The sequence below is a fragment of the Amycolatopsis pretoriensis genome (assembly GCF_900107925.1).
GTDB lineage: Bacteria > Actinomycetota > Actinomycetes > Mycobacteriales > Pseudonocardiaceae > Amycolatopsis > Amycolatopsis pretoriensis.
In genome coordinates this window covers 392498-410455 of the sequence record NZ_FNUJ01000005.1, presented here as the reverse complement: position 1 = coordinate 410455, position 17958 = coordinate 392498, and the positions used below count along the sequence as shown (strand labels likewise).

Sequence of the window (17958 nt, the reverse complement as noted above, 5' to 3'; positions counted from 1 at the left end):
CCGCCCGCCGTCACCAGCACGTGATCTCCGGGCGCCCGGTCAGCCCCGGATCCGCGCGAGTACGCGCCAGTAGCCGTCGTCCGGGCCCGATTCCAGCGTGCCACCGGCGAGGGCGAGGCGCTCGCGCATGCCGGCCAACCCGAAACCTTCACCTGTACGAGTGAATTCGCTTCGCGGGTTGCGCACTTCGAGCCGGACCTCTTCCGACGCGTACTCCAGCCGCATCCGGACGTCCTCCCCGGGCGCGTGCTTGCCCGCGTTCGTCAAGGCTTCGCGCGCGACGCTCACCAGCGCGACGACCGCGGCGGACGGCAGCGGCCTTGGTTCGCCGTCCGCCTCGAAGCCGACGTCGGCGCCGTGGTCGCCGGCGTGCTCGGCGGTCACCGCGGCCAGGGCTTCGGCCAGTGGCGGGACGTCCCGGCGCAGCGCGGCGACGGCGTTGCGCGCTTCGGCGAGCCCGTCGGCGGCCAGGCGGCGCGACCGCCGGACCGACCGGAGCGCACCGTCCACATCGGACCGTTCGGTCAGCAGGGCTTCGGCGAGTTCGAGCTGAACCCGCAGTGCGCCCAGGGAATGCGCCAGGACGTCGTGGATCTCGCGGGCGATGCGGGTGCGTTCGTCGAGCGCGGCGGCGCGCGCGTGTTCGGCCTGGGCGAGCCGGGTTTGGTCGAGCAGCGCCTCGGCCTGGCCGGCCTGGACCTCGTACTGACGGCGGTTGAGCCCGACGAGCACGAGCAGCAGCATCACGGCGGCGTCGGCGAGCGCGGCGCCGAGGGACTGCCCGGCGACCAGGTGCGCGGTCACGGCCAGCGCCATTTCCAGCAGGCCCACGCCGACGATCGCGCCGACGCCGACCGTGGTGAGCGCGGCGAGCCGGCCGAGCGGGATGACGGCCATCAGGATCGCCGAGGAGTCCGCGGCCCGGCCGACGAGCGCCGCGGGCAGCGCGCCGGCCACGGCGAGCAGCGCGGCCGCCGTCTTCGGCCGCCGGGACGCGAGCGCGACGAAGCCGAGCCAGCAGGCGCTCGAGACGCCGTACGCGGCCCAGATCCACGGGTTCGGTTCGCGCGCGGTGAGCAGGGTTCCCGCGACGAACAGCGTGCCGAGCACCTGCACCACGAGCCAGGTCGGCGCGATGGTGTCCGGGAGCAGGGGGCGGTTCGGCACGGCCCCATCTTCCCGGGCGGGATCAGCCGCGGATGGCCGGGGCGAGCGAGTGCGGCAGCACGGCTTCGGGGCTCGGCGGCCTCCGGACCAGCACTTCGACGTCGTCGGCGAAGCGGTAGGGCTTGGCGCCGAGGATGCCGCCGAAGTGGCGGCGCAGCCGGGACATCTCGGCGCGGACGGTCACCGCGCGGCTGGCGTCGCCGAAGAGGTCCGAGGACAGCTCGGACGCCGAGCGGCCGTCGCGGTGGCTGGCCAGGACGTACAGCATCTCGGCGTGCCGGGGGCTGAGCCGGTGCGTCCACGTCCCGGCCGCGCCGGCGACGGTGAGCTCGGGGGCGCGCGGCGACCGGACGTCGAGGACGACCCGCGTCGGCTGGGCGGCGTCGGTTTCGGTGGGGCGGATCAGCCAGCCACCGGGGACGGGCTCGACCGCGCAGTGGCCGTAGGCCGGCAGCCAGACCCCGCCGGGCGCAAGGTTGGCGGGCAGCGCGATCCGGTCGACCGGCGCGAGCCCGGCGGCCGCGGCGACCCAGCCGTGTTCGTCGGCGACGACCGCGCGTCCACCGACCTTGGCGAGCACGGGGACGGCGAAGCCGCGCAGGCGTTCGAGTTCGGTGAGGTGGGTGGTGCGCAGCTGGGACTCCGCGAGCCGCGTCACGGCGTCGACCAGCGCCAACGTCGTCGCGTGGACGGTGGAGGCCGGGCCGGAGAGGTCGACGACGCCGAGGAGCCGGCCGTCGCGCGGGTCGTGCAGCGGCGCGGCGGCGCACGTCCAGGAGTGGTGGGAGCGGACGTAGTGCTCGGCGGCGTACATCTGGACCGGGCGGCGCGCGACGAGGGCGGTGCCGATCGCGTTGGTGCCGACGGCTTCTTCCTGCCAGTCGACACCTTCGACGAAGCCGAGGCTGTCGGCGCGGCGGCGGATCGCGGCGCTGCCGTCGCGCCAGAGGACGTTGCCGCCCGCGTCGACGATCACCATGATGTGCGCGGCCTGCTCGGCGACGCTGGTCAGGCCGCCGCGCAACGTCGGCAGCGCTTCGACGAGCCCGCTGGCGCGGCGGCGCGCTTCGAGCTGTTCGACGGTCAGGACGGGCGCGGCGGCGCGGCTGTCGGGGTCCATGCCGAGGCGGCGCATCCGCTGCCAGGAGGCGTCGACGACCGGCCGCGGCCTGCTGGGCAGCTCCTTGCCCGACAGGGCCGCTTCGTGCACCTGGGCGAGGACACGGGCGTGCCGCCGGGGGTCCGCCCCGGCCGGCAACGCTGCCTCGAGGTCTCGCTGCCCCAAACCGCCACTCCTTGCGCTCCGCCTCAGTCTGCCTTTTCGGTTCGCTGATCGGAAGGTGGCGACAATCTCGCCGAGGGGCTCTTCGCCGGCCGGGGAGGTGCCGGCGAAGAGCCCCTCGGTGGCCTCCGGCGGGGCCAAGAGCCACCGGAGGCGGGATGGGTCAGCCCGTCACCGGCCGGCTCATCGCCGGTACTCCACGACCGCCTTCGCCGCGTTGACGACCTTCTGGGCGTCGGGGATGTAGAGGTCCTCGAGCGCGTCGGAGAACGGGACGGGCGTGTGCGGCGGCGTCACCATCTCGATCGGGGCCCGCAGCGCGCCGAACGCCTCCTTCGCGACGAGCGCGGAGACGTCGGTGGCGAGGTTGCAGCGCGGCGAGGCCTCGTCGACGACGACCAGGCGTCCGGTGTTCTCGACGCTCTCCAGGATCGTGTCCGTGTCGAGCGGGCTGGTGGTGCGGGGGTCGATGACTTCGGCTTCGATGCCGTTGCTCTCGAGCTCGTCCGCGGCTTGTTCGGCGACGGCGACCATGCGGCCGAACGCGACGATCGTGACGTCACCGCCGTCGCGGACGACGTTCGCCTCGCCGAACGGGATCGTGTAGCTGTCCTCGGGGACGTCGCCGCTGGTGTCGTAGAGGGCCTTGTGCTCGCAGAAGATCACCGGGTCGTCGTCGCGGATGGCCTGGATGAGCAGGCCTTTCGCCTCGTACGGGCTCGACGGCACGACGACCTTGAGGCCGGGGACGTGCGTGAAGATCGGGTACAGGCACTGGGAGTGCTGCGCGGCGGCGCGCAGGCCGGCGCCGTACATCGTGCGGATGACGACGGGTGTGCTCGCGTTGCCGCCGAACATGTACCGGAACTTGGCTGCTTGGTTGAAGATCTGGTCGAAGCAGACGCCCATGAAGTCGATGAACACGAGCTCGGCGACGGGCCGTTGCCCGCGCGTCGCGGCGCCGATCGCCGCGCCGACGAAGGCGGACTCGGAGATGGGCGTGCCGAGCACCCGGCCGGGGAACTCGTGGAAGAGGCCCTTGGTGACGCCGGGGCCGCCGGCGTTGTCCTCGCCCATGACGATGACCGACTCGTCACGTGCCATCTCCTGGACGAGGGCCTCGGTGATGGCCTGGCGGTAGCTGATCGTGCGTGCCATGGCCGGCCCTTTCAGTACGAGACGTACACGTCGGTTTCGAGGTCGTCCTTCGTCGGTTTGGGCGCGGCCTTGGCTTCGGAGACGGCGTCCTCGATGAGCTTCGCGACTTCGGCGTCGATGGCGTCGAGGGCGTGTTCGGCCAGTTCACCGGCTTCGGTGACACGGTCGCGGAACCTCGTGAGGCAGTCGAGGCTCGCGGGCCGGTCGCCTTCGAAGTGCCCGTGGTAGCGGGTGAACTTGACTTCGATGAGGGTCGGGCCGCCTCCGCCGCGGGCGCGTTCGACGGCTTCGCCGGCGGCTTCGTGGACGGCGAAGAAGTCGAACCCGTCGACGATCACGCCGGGCATGCCGAACCCGGCGGCGCGGTCGGCGATGTTGTCGGAGGCGACGGACCAGGAGCTGGCCGTGGCTTCGGCGTAGCCGTTGTTCTCGGCGATGAAGATCGCGGGCAGGTCCCAGACCGAGGCGAGGTTGAGGGCTTCCAGCGTGGTGCCCTGGTTGCCGGCGCCGTCGCCGAAGAAGGCGACGCCGACGCCGCCGGTGTGCTGTTGTTTGGCGGCGAGGGCGGTGCCGCAGATGAGAGGCGGGCCGCCGCCGACGATGCCGTTCGCGCCGAGCATGCCCTTCGAGAGGTCGGCGATGTGCATCGAGCCACCCTTGCCGTGACAGGATCCTGTCTTGCGGCCGTAGATCTCGGCCATCATGGCTTTGACGTCGACGCCCTTGGCGATGCAGTGGCCGTGGCCGCGGTGGGTGCCGGCGATGGCGTCGCGGTCGTCGAGGTGGGCGCAGACTCCCGCGGCCGAGGCCTCCTCACCGGCGTAGAGGTGCACGAACCCGGGGATTTCGCCGGTCGCGAACTCCTCGTGGACGCGTTCTTCGAAGGCCCGGATGGTGCGCATCACGCGATACGCCTCCCGCAGGGTGTCCGTCATCTTCGACGCTCCGTCCCCAGCTCGGTTTCCGTGCGCAACAGCCCTTTCCGTGCCGCCTCCGCCATCGCGGCCCGGACGTCGACGACCCACGGTCCGTCCGGCTTGAGCTCGACGAAGGCGCTTTCGCCGGTCTTGAGTTCCAGTTCGCGCTCGCCGTCGAGCGCGATGACACCACCGGCCGCGGCGAGTTCGACGCGCACGCCGGGTTCGAGCACACCCCACCCACGAACCCCGACGGGCCGCACGAGCCCGGGCGCGATGGTGGCTTGCACGACGTAGGGCGTCTCCCCGACGGGCCCGAGCTGCAGCGCGACGCCGTCCGGGCTTGACCGCGGGCTCGGACAGAGTTGTCCAGGAACGCTCGAGAGGCCGATGCCATCGGGTTCGGCGAAGGTGCAGTAGAGCTCGGTGAGCGAGGAGGGATCCCACAAAGCCCGCGCGCCGATGTGCCGGCTGAGCGACACGCAGACGTCGACGAGCGCGATCTCCCGCCGAGCTTTGGTGACGACTTCCAGCACGCTGACGCGGTGGGTGACGAGATCGGGATCGACCTGCCCGGAGGTGATCAGCCCGGCCGCCAACCCGGCGACGGTCGCTTCCCGCATCTGGGGGAAGGCGTTGTTGGTCCCGGTGGAGAGGGCGAGGAGGGGGACGTCTTCGCAGGCAGCGGCGGCAACGCGAGCAGTGCCATCCCCACCGAGCACGACGATGACCCCGGCCCCGGCCTCGACCATCCGCCGCACGGCGTTGGTCGTATCGGCGGCGGTCCCGGTGAGCGGGAAGTCGTCGCAGAAGTCGACTTGGGGCCAGGTCCCACCCCGCCCGAGAGCCTTGAGAACGGAGGCGGAGATGCCCCCGAGATCAGTGGAGACGAGGACGCGGTCAAGCCCGGTGACAGCGAAAGCGGCCAGCAGCCGCTGCACCATGTTCGCCTTTTCCGCGGTGGGGAACACGGAAGCCTGCGCGACCAGCCGGCGGATGTCCCGCCCCGAAGCCGGATTCGCGACGATCCCCGCCACCGTTTCGCCCACCTGACCTCCTGAGACCGCACGCAGGAGAACAGGAGACCCCGAGACCGGGCGGTAGCGGAAGGGTTGCAGGGCGTTGCAGTGTGCAGGATGAGGGACTTCGCGGGGGGCCGAGGGCGTTGGGTCGGTCGCGCCACAACCGAAGCAGCCGCGCCGGTGTCAGCCACGCCGATCCGGCGACCGCCACGCCGCAACCCCAGCCCCTGCGCCGGTGCTGGCCACGCCAGCCACCGCCGCAACCAGGACCCTGCCCCGGTGCTGACTGCCCCAGTCACCGCCGTGCCCGAGCCACCACGCCGGCGGCGGCCGCTCCGCACCGGAGCCCCCGCGCCAGTGGCCACGCCAATCCGGCGACCGCCAGGCCAGGCACCGTCGTACCCAAGTCACCACGCCGGCGCTGGCCGCGCCGCAACCCGAGCCACCGCGCCGGGTCACCGCCGCACCAGCCTCGCCACCTTGCCGCGTCTACACAGGCTCCAGCCGCACCGCCACCGCTGCAACTCGCGCAGCCGCAGCCCACCGTGCGCGCCCGAAGCCGAGCATGCCCGCCTGAGCCGTACGTCACACCGGCGCGTCGATCTCCATTGGACTGTCCAACCTGGAGACAGGCCCGCCGGAGAAGAACCAACCGAGGCCGAGCCCCGGCCGAAGCCTACGAAACGAGGCTGGCCGTGCCCTCGTAAGTGAAGCCGGCCTCCTCGACCGCACCGCGGACGTCGTCCTCCGCCAGCGCCGTCTCAGCGCGAACGACCACCCGGCCGGTCGCGACGTCGACGTCCACTTCGGTCACTCCCGGCAGGCCGGTGAGTTCTTCGGTGACCGACTGGGCGCAGTGCCCGCAGCTCATCCCGGAGACCGTGTAACCGTGCTCGATCATGGTGCGCAGCATACGAAAAGGGCCGTCACCCCGGACGGGTGACGGCCCTTTCCCAAGATCAAAGTCAGATCACGGTGACCGACGTGGCCTGCGGACCCTTCTGGCCCTGGCCGATCTCGAACTCGACGCGAGCGTTCTCCTCGAGGGTACGGAAGCCGTTACCCTGGATCTCGCTGTAGTGAACGAAGACGTCGCCGCCACCGTTGTCGGGGGTGATGAAGCCGAACCCCTTCTCGGAGTTGAACCACTTCACAGTGCCCTGAGTCATCAAAAATCTCCATATGCAACACCAAAACAGGAAGCCACTTCGGCGACCCGGGTCAACACCCGGACGGTTTGCTTCCTCGGCGAGGAGACACTACGCCCGCTGAGTTCTGCGAGCGTGACTCATCACGAACACAAAAATCGAGACCTTGAACAGTAAAGCACACCTTGAGCAGGGCGGACAAGCTGTCTTCACCCCGCAGGGGTGAGCTATTCGCCACTCGCCGGACGCAGCCCTTCCGCGCCGAACGGCGACCGCCAAGCGGTGTCGTGCTCCGCGGCGACCACGGCGTCGTCGTGGGCCTCGGAACTGGCGCTGAACAGCACCGGCACGACGCCGGAGGCCTTCCGCGCCGGTTCGGATGCGCGCTGGTGATCGGTCAAGTCGAAACTCCCCTCGTTCCCTACCCGCTTCCCTGCGGGTGATGACCGCGATGGTGCCATGCGGCACCGACAGAAACCGGTTGTCTCCCGCCGGGACCCGGCCGGGAACGTTCTGCGGCGAACCACCACCGGAACACCGTCAGATTACCCGAGCCACCGCTGTGCTACCACACAACTTTCCCGGCGTTTCCCGAAGTGAAACCGAGCAAACCCTTACTGGGCGGGAGGTTGCGGGCGGCCTTGTCCGAGCAGGGCCGAAAGCCGCACGTCCGGCGTCACGACGTCCGGGTCCGTCCGCACGTCGATGACGCACGGCCGCTGCCGCACCAGCGCGCTGGCGATGATCGGTTCGAGCTCCTCCCGGTCGTCCACCGTGTACCCGGCGGCGCCGAGTCCACGCGCCCACGAGGCGAAATCGGTCAGCGGGATGGACACCCCGGACAGCCGCCCGTGCGTGCGGGCCTGATGCATGGCGAGCGCGCCGTGCACACCGTTCTGGAAGACGACGACCATCACCGGCGCCCGGTACCGGACGGCCGTTTCGATTTCCTGTCCTGTCATCAACGTACCCGCATCGCCGACCATGGCGACGACGGTCCGCCGCGGCTCGGCCAGTTTCGCCGCCACGGCGGCCGGCACGGCGTAGCCCATGGCGGCGTTGCTCGGCCCGAGCTGGCTGCGCGGCGCGGTGAAGCACCAGTACCGGTGCATGAACTGCGCGAAGTTGCCCGCGTCGCTGGTCACGATCGTGTCCTCGGGCGCCAGTTTCCGCAGCGCGCGGACGACGTCGACGGGGTGCACCCGCGTGTTGCCGCTGGTGTCCGGCGGCGTCATGAAGGTGTGGACAGCCGCGTTGGCCGCCGACGCGCGACGCGTCCGCGGCGAAGCGACCTCGCGCAGTTCTCGCAGGAACGGCTCGACCTCAGAGTCGACCCGGAACGTGAGCCCGCGACGTTTCGGGCTGACATCGATTCCGGTGCCGACCATGACCAGCGTCTGCTGCGGCGTCGGGTAGCGGTAGGCCTGGGTGGTCACCTCGTCGAGCTGCGTGCCGAGCGCGAGGACGAGGTCCGCGCGTTCCAGGGCGTCCAGCTGCCGCGCGGGGATGCCGAGCCCGAGGTGGCCGGCGTACCGCGCGTGGTTCTCCGGGAAGGCGTCTTGCCGGCGGAAAGCGTTGTAGACGGGCAGCGCGAGCTCGTCGGCGACGGCGATCAGTTCGTCGCGAGCGGACCGTGCCCGCCCGCCGACGATGACCACGGGGTACTTCGCCTCGTCCACCAGTTGCGCGACGGCGTCAGCCGAACGGCCCAGCGTGCCCGACGCCGGCGGCCGCACCCGCGCCATCGGCTTCGCCGCGTCGTAAGGCATGCCCCAGACGTCGCAGGGCACGCCGAGCACGACCGGCCCCGGCCGTCCCTCCTGCGACGTCGTCAGTGCGTGCGCGAGCAGACTCGGCAGGCTGTCCGGGTCGGTCACCCGCAGAGTCGACTTGGCGATCGACTCGAACATGGCCGTCAGATCGGACGTCGGCAGCTCCCCCGACGACGACGGCACCGGATCGCTCGCCGGCGTCTCCAGCAAGACGACCATCGGCGTCTCGTCCTGGTACGCCGTTTGGACGCCGATCGCCAGGCTCGCCGCGCTCGGCCCCCGGCTGGCGAGCAGCACGGCGGGCCGTTCGGTGAGCTTGCCTTCGGCTTCCGCCATGAAGGCCGCGCCCGCGTCGTGACGCGCCGAGACGACGGTGATCTCCCGCTCGCGTTGCAAAGCGTCGAGCAGTTCGAGGAAGGACTCACCGACCACCGCGTACACACGGCGGACACGCGCCTCGGTCAGGATCCGCACGGCCGTCTGGGCGACGGTCGCTCCCAGTTGGTATCTAATGAGGAGAGCTTAGGCGGGCACCGTTCAGTGCAGTCAAGTGATCTTCGCCGAAACCCGGTAAGGATGGGCTGAATGTCCGCTTTGACCGACTGTTAGCCGATCAAGGGAGCGAGGACCGCAGACTTGACCGCGACCGAACATGAAACCGTTTTTACCTATGGCGCACCGGCGTTGAAGTACGGCACCGGCGCCAGCGAAGAGATCGGCTACGACCTGACCCAGTACGGCGCGCACCGCGTGCTCGTCGTAACGGATCCCCAAGTCGCCGCGACCGGTTGGCCGCGTCGCATCGCCGACGGAATCGCGGGCTACGGCATCGAGACCGAGATCTTCGACGGTGTACACGTCGAGCCCACCGATGTCAGCATGCAGAAGGCGGTTGACTTCGCCCGCGGAACCGGTCCGTACGACGCCTTCGTCGCCGTCGGCGGCGGGTCGGCCATCGACACCGCGAAGGCCGCGAACCTGCTGACGAGCAACGACGGCGAGCTGATGGACTACGTCAACGCGCCGGTCGGCGGCGGCCGCGCACCGGATCGCCCGCTGAAGCCGCTGGTCGCGGTCCCCACCACCACCGGCACCGGTTCGGAGAGCACCACGGTCTGCGTCCTGGACGTGCTTTCCCTGCGCGTCAAGAGCGGGATCAGCCACCTGCGGCTGCGCCCCACCCTCGCCGTCGTCGACCCGCGGCTCACCGTCAGCCAGCCGGCCGGGGTGACCGCCGCCAGCGGCATGGACATCCTCTGCCACGCCGCGGAGAGCTACACCGCGAAGCCGTACACGGAGTTCGAGCGCAAGCGCCCGGAGCAGCGCGTGCCCTACTGCGGCTCGAACCCGCTGGCCGACATGTTCGCCGAGCAGTCGCTGCGGCTGCTGTCCTGGGCCCTGCCGGCCGCCGTGCGCGACGGCGAAGACCTCAAGGCGCGCGAAGCCATGGCTTTGGCCGCGACGTTCGCCGGGCTCGGCTTCGGCAACGCCGGCGTGCACATCCCGCACGCCAACGCGTACCCGATCGCCGGCCAAGTGCGCGACTTTCACCCGGACGGCTACCCGGGTGAAGAGCCCATGGTGCCGCACGGAATGGCCGTGTCGCTGACCGCGCCCGCCGCGTTCCGCTTCACCTTCGACGCGGCACCGGACCGCCACCTGCGCGTCGCACGCCTCCTGGCGCCCGACTTCGAGTGGCCCGGCGACTTCGCCGACCACCTGCCCGCGGTGCTGATCGACCTGATGCGGCAGATCGGCATCCCGGACGGCATCGGTGCCGTCGGCTACGCGGAGTCCGATGTGGACTCCCTGGTCGAGGGAACGCTGAAGCAGCAACGGCTGCTGGCGACCGCACCCCGCGAGGCCTCCGCGGACGACCTGTCCGGCATCCTGCGCGAGTCGGTGTCACTGTGGTGAAGGAGTACCCGCACTGGCAGACGGTTCCGTTGCGTTGGAAGGACAACGACGTCTACGGGCACGTCAACAACGTGGTGCACTACTCGCTGATGGACACCGTGATCAACACGTGGCTGATCGAACAGGGCGGCCTCGACATCGAAGCTGGGGAGGTGATCGGGCTGTGCGTCGAGTCGCACTGCGGGTATCACTCATCGGTTTCCTTTCCTGGATCGATGCGGGTGGGACTGCGCGTGGCACACCTCGGGAAGTCCAGCGTGCGCTACGAGATCGGCATGTACGCCGCCGACGAGTCCCTGGTCGCCGAAGGGCACTTCGTGCACGTCTTCGTGGACCGCGAGTCCCGCCGGCCGACACCGGTCTCCGGCAAGCTGCGAGAGGCGTTGGAAGCACTACAGCCCGGATGACGTCCACCGCCGGCGTTTCACCTCCTCGTTGACGGTGCCGATTTCCGGGCCGGGTTCTTCCCGCGCTTCCGATCATGCACGACCGGGCCGACAGAACCGGTCGATCGGCGCGAGTTGTCCACAGGCGGTCCGGAGATCGGCGAGTTGTCCACAGATTCGAATCGAGGGCTTCCCAGCCCCCTCGACGCCGATAAGCTGGAAAGCGCACGAAATCGGTCCACAGTGGACGGGTAGTCAGCTCACTCGAGCGGCTCGCGACACGGATGGCGACCTAGGCGTCGATCCGGTGGCACCGTTGTGAGATGACGACCCGGTCGCAGTTCCGTCGCCGGCAGGCATGTCGGCCACGGACTCTGTGACACCCCTCGGACCAACCGCAGCTGCTGCCCCGTCGCCGGAAGGCGCCCCGGCGGCGGTCGCAGTTGCCGTGCCCAGTGGCGGAGGCGCACTGGTTGTGGGTCTGTTGCCGGAAGGCGCCCCGCCAACAGATTCGCTACTGCCCGTAGGCCGCCGGCCCCCGGTACCGGGGGCCGGTCGGTCGCCGGCGCAGCCGTCCAGGCCGGCACCGGTGGCTGACTCCCCAGCCACCGGCGTCGTCCAGGCCTGCATGAGTTCTGCGTACCGCGCCGACCTGGTCATCAGGTCGGTGTGGCGGCCCAAAGCGGTTTCGCGGCCGTCCATGACAAGCACGCGATCCGCACGCAGAGCCGACGAAAGCCGGTGCGCGATCACCACCAAGACACCACCCCGCGCGGCGAAGGCCCGTTCCGCGCGGGCTTCGGAAACCGGGTCGAGATGGGAGGTGGCTTCATCGAGGATCACGAATTCCGCCGAACTGGCGTAGACCCTGGCCAGCGCGAGCATCTGCGCTTCGCCTGCGGAGATCCCTTCGCCACCGTGACCGATCTCGGCATCGAGGCCGCCAAGGCGCTGCACCAACGCGCTCGCGCCCACCGCGTCCAAAGCTGACGACAGTGTGTCGTCCGAAGCGGACGAAGCAAAGAGGCCGACGTTGTCCCGCACGGTTCCCGCGAAGACGTAAGCCTCCTGCGGAATCAGCGCCACGAGCTCGTGGCGGAGTGCCGCTGGCACATCCCGGACCGGAACGCCGCCCAGCAGTACCCGGCCTTCCTGCGGCGTCAGCATTCCGGTCAGCAAGCCTGCCAATGTCGACTTGCCGATGCCACTCGGCCCGACGACGGCGAGGTGCTCCCCCGGCCGCAGGCCCAAGTCCAGCCCGCGGACCACGGGCTCGGCCGCCGCGCCCCAGCCGAACGTCAGGCCGTGGACCTCGACGTCGGTGCCGCGCGGGGCCGCCGTGCCGTCGGACACGACCGGCAACTCGGCCGTCTCCGCCAGTCTGCGGAGCGCGACCAGCAGCCGCAGGACGACGGTCCCGGCGGTGGCCGCCAAGCCGCGGAGAGCCGGCTGCATCGTCGTGGCCAGGTAGACAAGCGCGCCCAAGGCCGCTCCCGCGGTCAGTTCGCCGCGAGCCACCAGGCCAGGCGCCAACGCCAGCGCGAGCAGCAACGGGATGAACCCGCCGAGCGAGATCACCAGTGCCCGGAGGGCACTGGACCGCGCCACCCGGATCGCGGCGTTCGCCTGTTTGTCCACCGCGTCGTACATCGCCAACGCTGCGATCGGCTCGGCGCCGCAGGCCACGATGTCCCGCATCCCGGCCAGGGACGTACCAGCCGTCGCAGCGGTGTGCTCGTCGGCCAGTGCGAGCGCGCGCTGACGACGGGCAAGAGAAGGAAGCAGACAGACGAACGCGACCAGCGAAGCAATGACCGGTACCGCGACCGGGAGGACCAGCGCACCGGCGACCGTCACGAGTCCGGCCAGCGCGGAGGCCGTCGTCACCAGCATCCCGCGGGCCTGGACCAGCAGTCCGGCGGTTGCATCGCGGACCACCTCGACGTGCTGGGTGATCCGGGCGACGCCGCTGGAGTCCGGCTGGTTGCGCGGCGGGGATTCGTCGTGCAGCACACCCCGGACGACGGCGGTCACCAGGGCGTCGCGCAGCGGCTCGACGACCTTGCCGAGCTGGTGCCACACCATCCGGGCGCCGAACGCGCCGAGCACGGCGGCCAGCCCGAACAACGCCAGCCAGCCGAGGCCGGCGGCCGGGTTGCCGACCGAAAACCCACGGTCTACGGACAGCTCGACGAGCCGTCCCGAGAAGAACGCAGGCACACCTTCGAGTAGCGAGCACACGAGCAGCACGGCTCCGCCACGCCACTGCCCGGCGAGAGCGGACCAGTACAACCGGCGCAGGCTCACTCGTCGTCCTCCGTGAAGACGCCTCGATATCCGGGCTCCTGCCAGAGCGCGGCGTGCGGGGCCACCGCGCGGATCCGGCCCTCTTCGAGCCAGACCACCAGGTCGGCCCGGGCGGCGGTGCCGGCGCGGTGGGTCACGACGACACGTGTACGGCCGGGCAACGCGCCGGCCATCGCGCACTCGACCGCGGCCTCGGTGACCGTGTCGAGGCTGGCCGTGGCGTCGTCGAAGATCAGGACGCGCGGGCTGTGCACGATTGCGCGGGCCAACCCGAGCCGCTGGGCTTCTCCGCCCGAAAGCGGCGTCTCGGTCAATGGCGTGTGATAGCCGTCAGGCAGGCGGACGACGACCTCGTCGACCTGCGCGATCCGGCAGGCGGTGCGGATGGCGGACTCGCCGGCCCAGGAGCCGTAGCCGACGGCGTCGGCGACCGTGGCGCCGAGCAGGGCGGGCCGTTCGAAGGCGTAGCCGATGACCGCGCGCAGCTCCTCGCGGCGGATGCGTTCGAGCGGGCGGCCGTCGAGGAGAACCTGGCCTTCGTCGGGCGTGATCAGTCCGCCGAGCACACCGGCCAGCGCGGACTTGCCCGCGCCCGAACGGCCGACGACCGCGAGGAATGTGCCGCCGTCGATGCGGAGGTCGATCTCCGTCAGCGCGCCCGTGACTCCGACGTGGCGGAGGTCGACAGTGCCGTCGCCGGGGAGGAGCGGGAGCTTGCCGGGCACGGGTTCGGGCTCGTCGAGGACCTCGACGAGCCGTTCGGCGCAGCCGCGCGCCCGGGACAGCATGGTGAGCAGTGGGATCTGGGTGACCAGGCCGAGCCCGAGGGCGACGTAGCCGAGGGTGGCCACGACGTCGCCGATGCTGAGCCTGCCCGCGAGGACACCGAAGCCGGCCGCGGCGAGCACGGACAGTTCCACCGCCGGTGTCAGCAGGCCGGCGCGCCAGACCATCCGGGCCTGGGTGCGCCAGAGGCCCTGGCCGGCGAGCGTCAGCTTTGGCAGAGGGCGCAGGACCCGCTCGGCTTCACGGTCGGCGGTGCCGGACGCGGCGATCGTGCGGAGGCCGGCGACCGCGTCGACCATCCGAGCCGCCAGCTCGCCGGACACCCGCTGGTAGGTGAGGACGTCGTCGGCGGTGCGGCGGAGGTGGCTGCGGGCCAGCAGCAGCGCGAACGGGATGCTGCCCAGGAAGACGAGCGCGAGCCGCCAGTCCAGCAGGGCGAGCAGGACCACCGCGCCGGTCGAGATGACCAGCATCGAGCCGCACTGGACGACGATCGTGACGATGCCGCCGGCGCCGACGCAGTCGCCGGTGAGGCGACTGATCGCGTCGCCCTCGGCGAAGCGGGAACGGGTGCCGACCGCGAAGAGCTTGTCGGACACCTTGCGGCGCAGCCACGCGGACGCCGTCGCCGTGAGGCGAGTGGTCAGAATGCCGCCTACGACGTCGGCCGCGATCTCCGCGCCGCCGACCAGCAGCAGCCAGGAGACCTCGGGCCAGCTCCGGCGGCCCGCGACAACGCTGTCGACCGCTGCCGCGAGCGCGCCGGGAAGGAGCAGGCCGGCCGCGGTGGCGACCAGCGCGGTACCCACGACGGCGGCCAGCCGGGGGCGATCGAGCCCGGCCACCCGGGCCAGCAACCGATCGGCGGAGCCGCGCATCTCACTCCTTCGGACGAGGTACCGCCGAGGCGGTACCGGGGCCAGAATGAAGAGGCGGGAGCGGCGCACTTGGCCTGTGCCGCTCCCGCACCCTTCACCTCGGCACTACATGCCGGCGAACCGCCAGGTCAGTGGCAGGTCAGCAGGCTGATGGTGCTGTCGGCGCAGGAGGCCAGCAGGCTGAGGTTCGACGTGCCGCCGCCACCGCCACCGTGGCCGCCGTCGAGCACCTCGGGGGTCTCCATGGCCTGCAGGTCCAGAACGAGTTCCATCGGTGTTCCTTCCTTCGTTTCCTTCGGGGTCCGCCGGTCAGCGACCGGTGGTCTGGGGGGACGGCGTGCCGCCCAGGAAGGGCAGCACCTCCTTGCCGTCCAGGAGGGCGGCGAGCGCGAGGAGGATCCCCGCGCTGCCGGTCTTGACGTCCATCGACAGGCGCAGCAGCTGGTTGCCGGGGAAGGCGAGGCCGCCCTTGAACGGCACCGCGTACCAGGCCAGCCGCGCCAGGTGCAGGTCGATCGCCGCGCGGATCGGCTGCGACGGATCCGGGTCCATGCTCAGCGCGACCGCCAGCCCGCACCGGCCGAACAGCAGGCCGGGGTGGATGACGAACTCGCCGCGGCACGATTCGCGCAGGCCGGGGAGGCTCTCGCAGGCTTCGGCGTCCGGGCGGTGCCGGGCCAGCTGCTCGGCGACCAGCAGGATTCCGCTGCTGCCGATGCCGGCGTAGGGCAGGGTGCGGGCCGCGCCGTCGCGGACCTGCAGTGAGCCGTCGTCGGACTCGACGCATTCCTCCAGGTCGCGGCACAGCGCCTGGTCGGCGAAGGACAGCCACGCCGGCTCGCCCGTGCGCTCGAAGAGCCGGATGAACAGCAGCGCCGGTCCGGACCAGCCGGACAGCAGGCCGGCGCGGGCGAAGTTGCCCGGCGGCGCCGCCGTCTCCAGCGCCTCGGCCAGCCTGACGGCCGTCGTCAGAGCTTGGCGGCCGAACTCGTTGTCCTGGCGGACCGTCGCGAAGTGCAGCATGGTCAGCCCGATGCCGGCGAGGCCGCCCTCGAGGGCGTGGTCGGTGGTCTGCTCGACGAGCCGCGCGGACGACGCCAGCAGCTTGGTCGCCTCGGCGTGGTGGCCGAAGGTCTCCAGGACGTAGGCGATGCCGTAGCTGCCGTCGAAGAAACCGGGCCGGGTCGGCGGTTCACGGCGGACCGAATCGATCAGCCAGCGCTCGTGCTCGGGGAACCGGCCGGCGCCGATGACGTCGAGGGCGTGCAGGACGCCCGCGGCGCCGACGCCGAAGCAGGCGCCGCCGACCCGGAACTGCTCGATGTCGCCCGGGAACAGCCGGTCCTGGCGCTCGGGCGTCGCGCTGGCCAGGATCGCTTCGGCGATCTGCTTGCGGACCAGCGGCCAGTCCGGTTTCGCCTGGTCGAGCTCGGTGTGGACCGGTGCCGGCTCCGCGGGGACGTCACGCGGGGCCAGCACCGCGACTGCGGCGTCCGCGTACCCCGTGGGCAGCGCGAACCGGCGTTCGGCGAAGTCGGCGATGCCGCGCAGCTTCGACGGCGCGAGCTCCATCAGCTGCGAAAGCGGCAGGAACAGCCACAGCCGCAACGCCGCGATCGCGTGCTCGTCGATCTCGAAGCCGGTGCGGTCGGCCGGGGCGCGGAAGCCGGGCGCGCCCAACGCCGGGCGGTCGCCGGACTCGACGTCGAACGCCATTTCGAAGTCGATCAGGGAGATCCGGCCGTCGTCGTCCTCGTCGATGAGGATGTTCAGCGGGTGCAGGTCGCCGAACACGATGCCGCGGGCGTGGATCGCCTCGACCGTCCGCTCGACGCGAGCGACGACATCCAACGCGCGCTTGGCGTACGCGGTGAGGTCGGCGTCCGTCGTTCCGCGCCTGGTCAGCGGGTAGTTGCGGGCCAGCCAGTTGCCCAGCGAGTTGCCCGGCATGTACTCCATGGCCAGGTAGTGGTGCTCCCAGACCGTGAAGTGCTCGAACACCCGCGGCACGCCGGGGACGTCGGCCAGCCGGTCGAGCACCTCGTGCTCGCGGCGCAGCCGTTCGACGGCGTCGATGCGCGCCTTGTCGAGGCCGGCGTGCGGCCGCGCTTCCTTGAGGACGACCTCCTCGCCGCCCGCCTTGGGGTCGGCGAGGTAGACGCCGCCACCGTTCGAGAAGTGCAAGGAGCGCGTCACCCGGTAGGGGAACTGGTCCGGGTCGCCGCTCTTACGTGCGGCGACGCTGCTCTGCAGACAGGCCGGAATCTTCACCCAGTCGGGGACGGAGAACGTCGGTTCCCGCTTGTCCGGCACGAGCGTGCCGTCCGGTTTGCGGATCGCCAGGACGCGGTTGCCGTCGTGCTCCACCCACTGTTCGGCGAATCCGCCGTAACGGACGTACAGCGGGCCGTCGCCGTATCGGAGGTCGCTGAGGATATAGGCGCCGTGCTCGCCCTCGAGCCGGTCCGCCAGATCTTCCAGAACACGCTCCAGCTCGTCCTCGTCAGCCGGGTAAATGGTGATCAGCTTGGCGCTGCCGTCACGGGGAGCGTATTTCGAATTCCGGGCGAGCAGGATCATGGGCGAGCGGAGGTGCTTGTAGGAGATCAAGTGCTCGATACAGTACTCGTGCACCTGCACGAGCACGCGCCGCGCGTTGTCCAGACCAGCGGAAACGTGAATCTTCCAGCCCTGCCCCGGAAGCCGGCGGCCCGCGGGGCTCAGGGCCCGCCAGACGCCGCGGTCGGCGGTGATCCAGCCTTCGGCCGGCATCGGCAGGGCCTGGGCGAAATCGTCGACCGGCGCACCGATTTCCTGTTGTTCGTCGTAGAACAACGGGTCGGCGAAGCAATAAGCTTCGTAGCGCAGGTCCATCGGAAGATACCCCTTCGTGTGTTCTCCCGGGGCGCCGCGGCTCCGGGACGAGGAATATTCCCCCATGCCGGACGGCCTCGCGCCTATCCGCCAACCCGGGGGTTCAACTGGGCTATCCGAGGTAGGCAAAAAGGTCACTTACCAGTCGGTAGTAGAACCCAGCGTGATTCTTGACTGATCGCCAACCACCCTGTCGGGGTGTAACACGAAGCTTTTTCCGACATTCCCGCAGGTCCACACAGAGATTACGCGGAATAATGCGGCGAATTGGCAGAATGCCATCAAGCCCATCCAGTGATCAACTCACGAGACACGCAGGCACTTCGTCGAGCCTGGCCTGTCCA

15 protein-coding genes are annotated in these 17958 nt (G+C 70.7%); 2 read left to right on the top strand and 13 right to left on the bottom strand.

The features are described from left to right. Nucleotides 1–39: 39 nt before the first annotated feature. The 9 genes from BLV96_RS23685 to BLV96_RS23650 all read right to left on the bottom strand — a co-directional run bounded on the left by BLV96_RS23685 (nt 40) and on the right by BLV96_RS23650 (nt 8967). Nucleotides 40–1167, bottom strand: a complete 1128-nt coding sequence (locus BLV96_RS23685; protein WP_086675920.1) for a sensor histidine kinase — start codon at nt 1165–1167, stop codon at nt 40–42. Nucleotides 1168–1189: 22 nt separating this feature from the next. Beyond that, nucleotides 1190–2452: a GAF domain-containing protein gene (locus tag BLV96_RS23680; RefSeq protein ID WP_086675919.1), complete on the bottom strand. Its 1263-nt coding sequence runs from the start codon at nt 2450–2452 to the stop codon at nt 1190–1192. Nucleotides 2453–2632: 180 nt separating this feature from the next. After that, complete coding sequence (locus BLV96_RS23675) at nt 2633–3607, bottom strand: alpha-ketoacid dehydrogenase subunit beta (RefSeq protein WP_086675918.1); 975 nt, start codon at nt 3605–3607, stop codon at nt 2633–2635. An 11-nt stretch (nt 3608–3618) separates the two neighbouring features. After that, on the bottom strand, nt 3619–4542 hold the full coding sequence (locus BLV96_RS23670; RefSeq protein WP_086675917.1) for a thiamine pyrophosphate-dependent dehydrogenase E1 component subunit alpha: 924 nt from the start codon (nt 4540–4542) through the stop codon (nt 3619–3621). Further along, nucleotides 4539–5573, bottom strand: a complete 1035-nt coding sequence (locus BLV96_RS23665; RefSeq protein ID WP_086675916.1) for an ATP-NAD kinase family protein — start codon at nt 5571–5573, stop codon at nt 4539–4541. The genes BLV96_RS23670 and BLV96_RS23665 overlap by 4 nt, the downstream gene beginning before the upstream one ends. A gap of 649 nt (nt 5574–6222) precedes the next feature. Continuing rightward, entirely contained in the window at nt 6223–6447 is a 225-nt protein-coding gene (locus BLV96_RS23660; RefSeq protein ID WP_086675929.1) for a heavy-metal-associated domain-containing protein, read from the bottom strand. A 64-nt stretch (nt 6448–6511) separates the two neighbouring features. After that, nucleotides 6512–6715: a cold-shock protein gene (locus BLV96_RS23655; RefSeq protein WP_004563013.1), complete on the bottom strand. Its 204-nt coding sequence runs from the start codon at nt 6713–6715 to the stop codon at nt 6512–6514. Between the two features lie 206 nt (nt 6716–6921). After that, nucleotides 6922–7095: a hypothetical protein gene (locus BLV96_RS49965; RefSeq protein ID WP_167379707.1), complete on the bottom strand. Its 174-nt coding sequence runs from the start codon at nt 7093–7095 to the stop codon at nt 6922–6924. Between the two features lie 213 nt (nt 7096–7308). Next, nucleotides 7309–8967 (bottom strand): thiamine pyrophosphate-binding protein, encoded by a 1659-nt coding sequence (locus tag BLV96_RS23650; protein WP_086675915.1) that lies wholly within the window; start codon nt 8965–8967, stop codon nt 7309–7311. A gap of 135 nt (nt 8968–9102) precedes the next feature. On the opposite strand from BLV96_RS23650, the gene BLV96_RS23645 reads away from it, so the two are divergent. Together BLV96_RS23645 and BLV96_RS23640 are read left to right on the top strand one after the other, a co-directional pair. Beyond that, the gene (locus tag BLV96_RS23645) at nt 9103–10383 is read left to right on the top strand and encodes a hydroxyacid-oxoacid transhydrogenase (RefSeq protein WP_086675914.1); all 1281 of its coding nucleotides are present in this window, start codon (nt 9103–9105) and stop codon (nt 10381–10383) included. Continuing rightward, on the top strand, nt 10377–10790 hold the full coding sequence (locus BLV96_RS23640; protein ID WP_086675913.1) for an acyl-CoA thioesterase: 414 nt from the start codon (nt 10377–10379) through the stop codon (nt 10788–10790). The genes BLV96_RS23645 and BLV96_RS23640 overlap by 7 nt, the downstream gene beginning before the upstream one ends. 234 nt (nt 10791–11024) lie before the next feature. Here the strand turns inward: BLV96_RS23640 and BLV96_RS23635 are convergent, their stop codons facing one another. The 4 genes from BLV96_RS23635 to lanKC all read right to left on the bottom strand — a co-directional run bounded on the left by BLV96_RS23635 (nt 11025) and on the right by lanKC (nt 17614). Then, complete coding sequence (locus tag BLV96_RS23635; RefSeq protein ID WP_091389480.1) at nt 11025–13076, bottom strand: ABC transporter ATP-binding protein; 2052 nt, start codon at nt 13074–13076, stop codon at nt 11025–11027. Beyond that, nucleotides 13073–14740, bottom strand: a complete 1668-nt coding sequence (locus BLV96_RS23630; protein ID WP_086673632.1) for an ABC transporter ATP-binding protein — start codon at nt 14738–14740, stop codon at nt 13073–13075. Before BLV96_RS23630 ends, BLV96_RS23635 begins: the two co-directional genes overlap by 4 nt. A gap of 128 nt (nt 14741–14868) precedes the next feature. Beyond that, the gene (locus BLV96_RS23625) at nt 14869–15012 is read right to left on the bottom strand and encodes a SapB/AmfS family lanthipeptide (protein ID WP_086673630.1); all 144 of its coding nucleotides are present in this window, start codon (nt 15010–15012) and stop codon (nt 14869–14871) included. 37 nt (nt 15013–15049) lie between these two features. Next, nucleotides 15050–17614: a class III lanthionine synthetase LanKC gene (gene lanKC, locus BLV96_RS23620; RefSeq protein ID WP_086673628.1), complete on the bottom strand. Its 2565-nt coding sequence runs from the start codon at nt 17612–17614 to the stop codon at nt 15050–15052. Nucleotides 17615–17958: the final 344 nt, after the last annotated feature.

Excerpts from the sequence above, each read along its gene's own strand:
- BLV96_RS23670 (WP_086675917.1), bottom strand. The coding sequence starts at position 4,542 with ATGACGGACACCCTGCGGGAGGCGTATCGCGTGATGCGCACCATCCGG.
- BLV96_RS23660 (WP_086675929.1), bottom strand. The coding sequence starts at position 6,447 with ATGATCGAGCACGGTTACACGGTCTCCGGGATGAGCTGCGGGCACTGC.
- lanKC (WP_086673628.1), bottom strand. The coding sequence starts at position 17,614 with ATGGACCTGCGCTACGAAGCTTATTGCTTCGCCGACCCGTTGTTCTAC.
- BLV96_RS23625 (WP_086673630.1), bottom strand. The coding sequence starts at position 15,012 with ATGGAACTCGTTCTGGACCTGCAGGCCATGGAGACCCCCGAGGTGCTC.
- BLV96_RS23675 (WP_086675918.1), bottom strand. The coding sequence starts at position 3,607 with ATGGCACGCACGATCAGCTACCGCCAGGCCATCACCGAGGCCCTCGTC.
- BLV96_RS23630 (WP_086673632.1), bottom strand. The coding sequence starts at position 14,740 with ATGCGCGGCTCCGCCGATCGGTTGCTGGCCCGGGTGGCCGGGCTCGAT.
- BLV96_RS23655 (WP_004563013.1), bottom strand. The coding sequence starts at position 6,715 with ATGACTCAGGGCACTGTGAAGTGGTTCAACTCCGAGAAGGGGTTCGGC.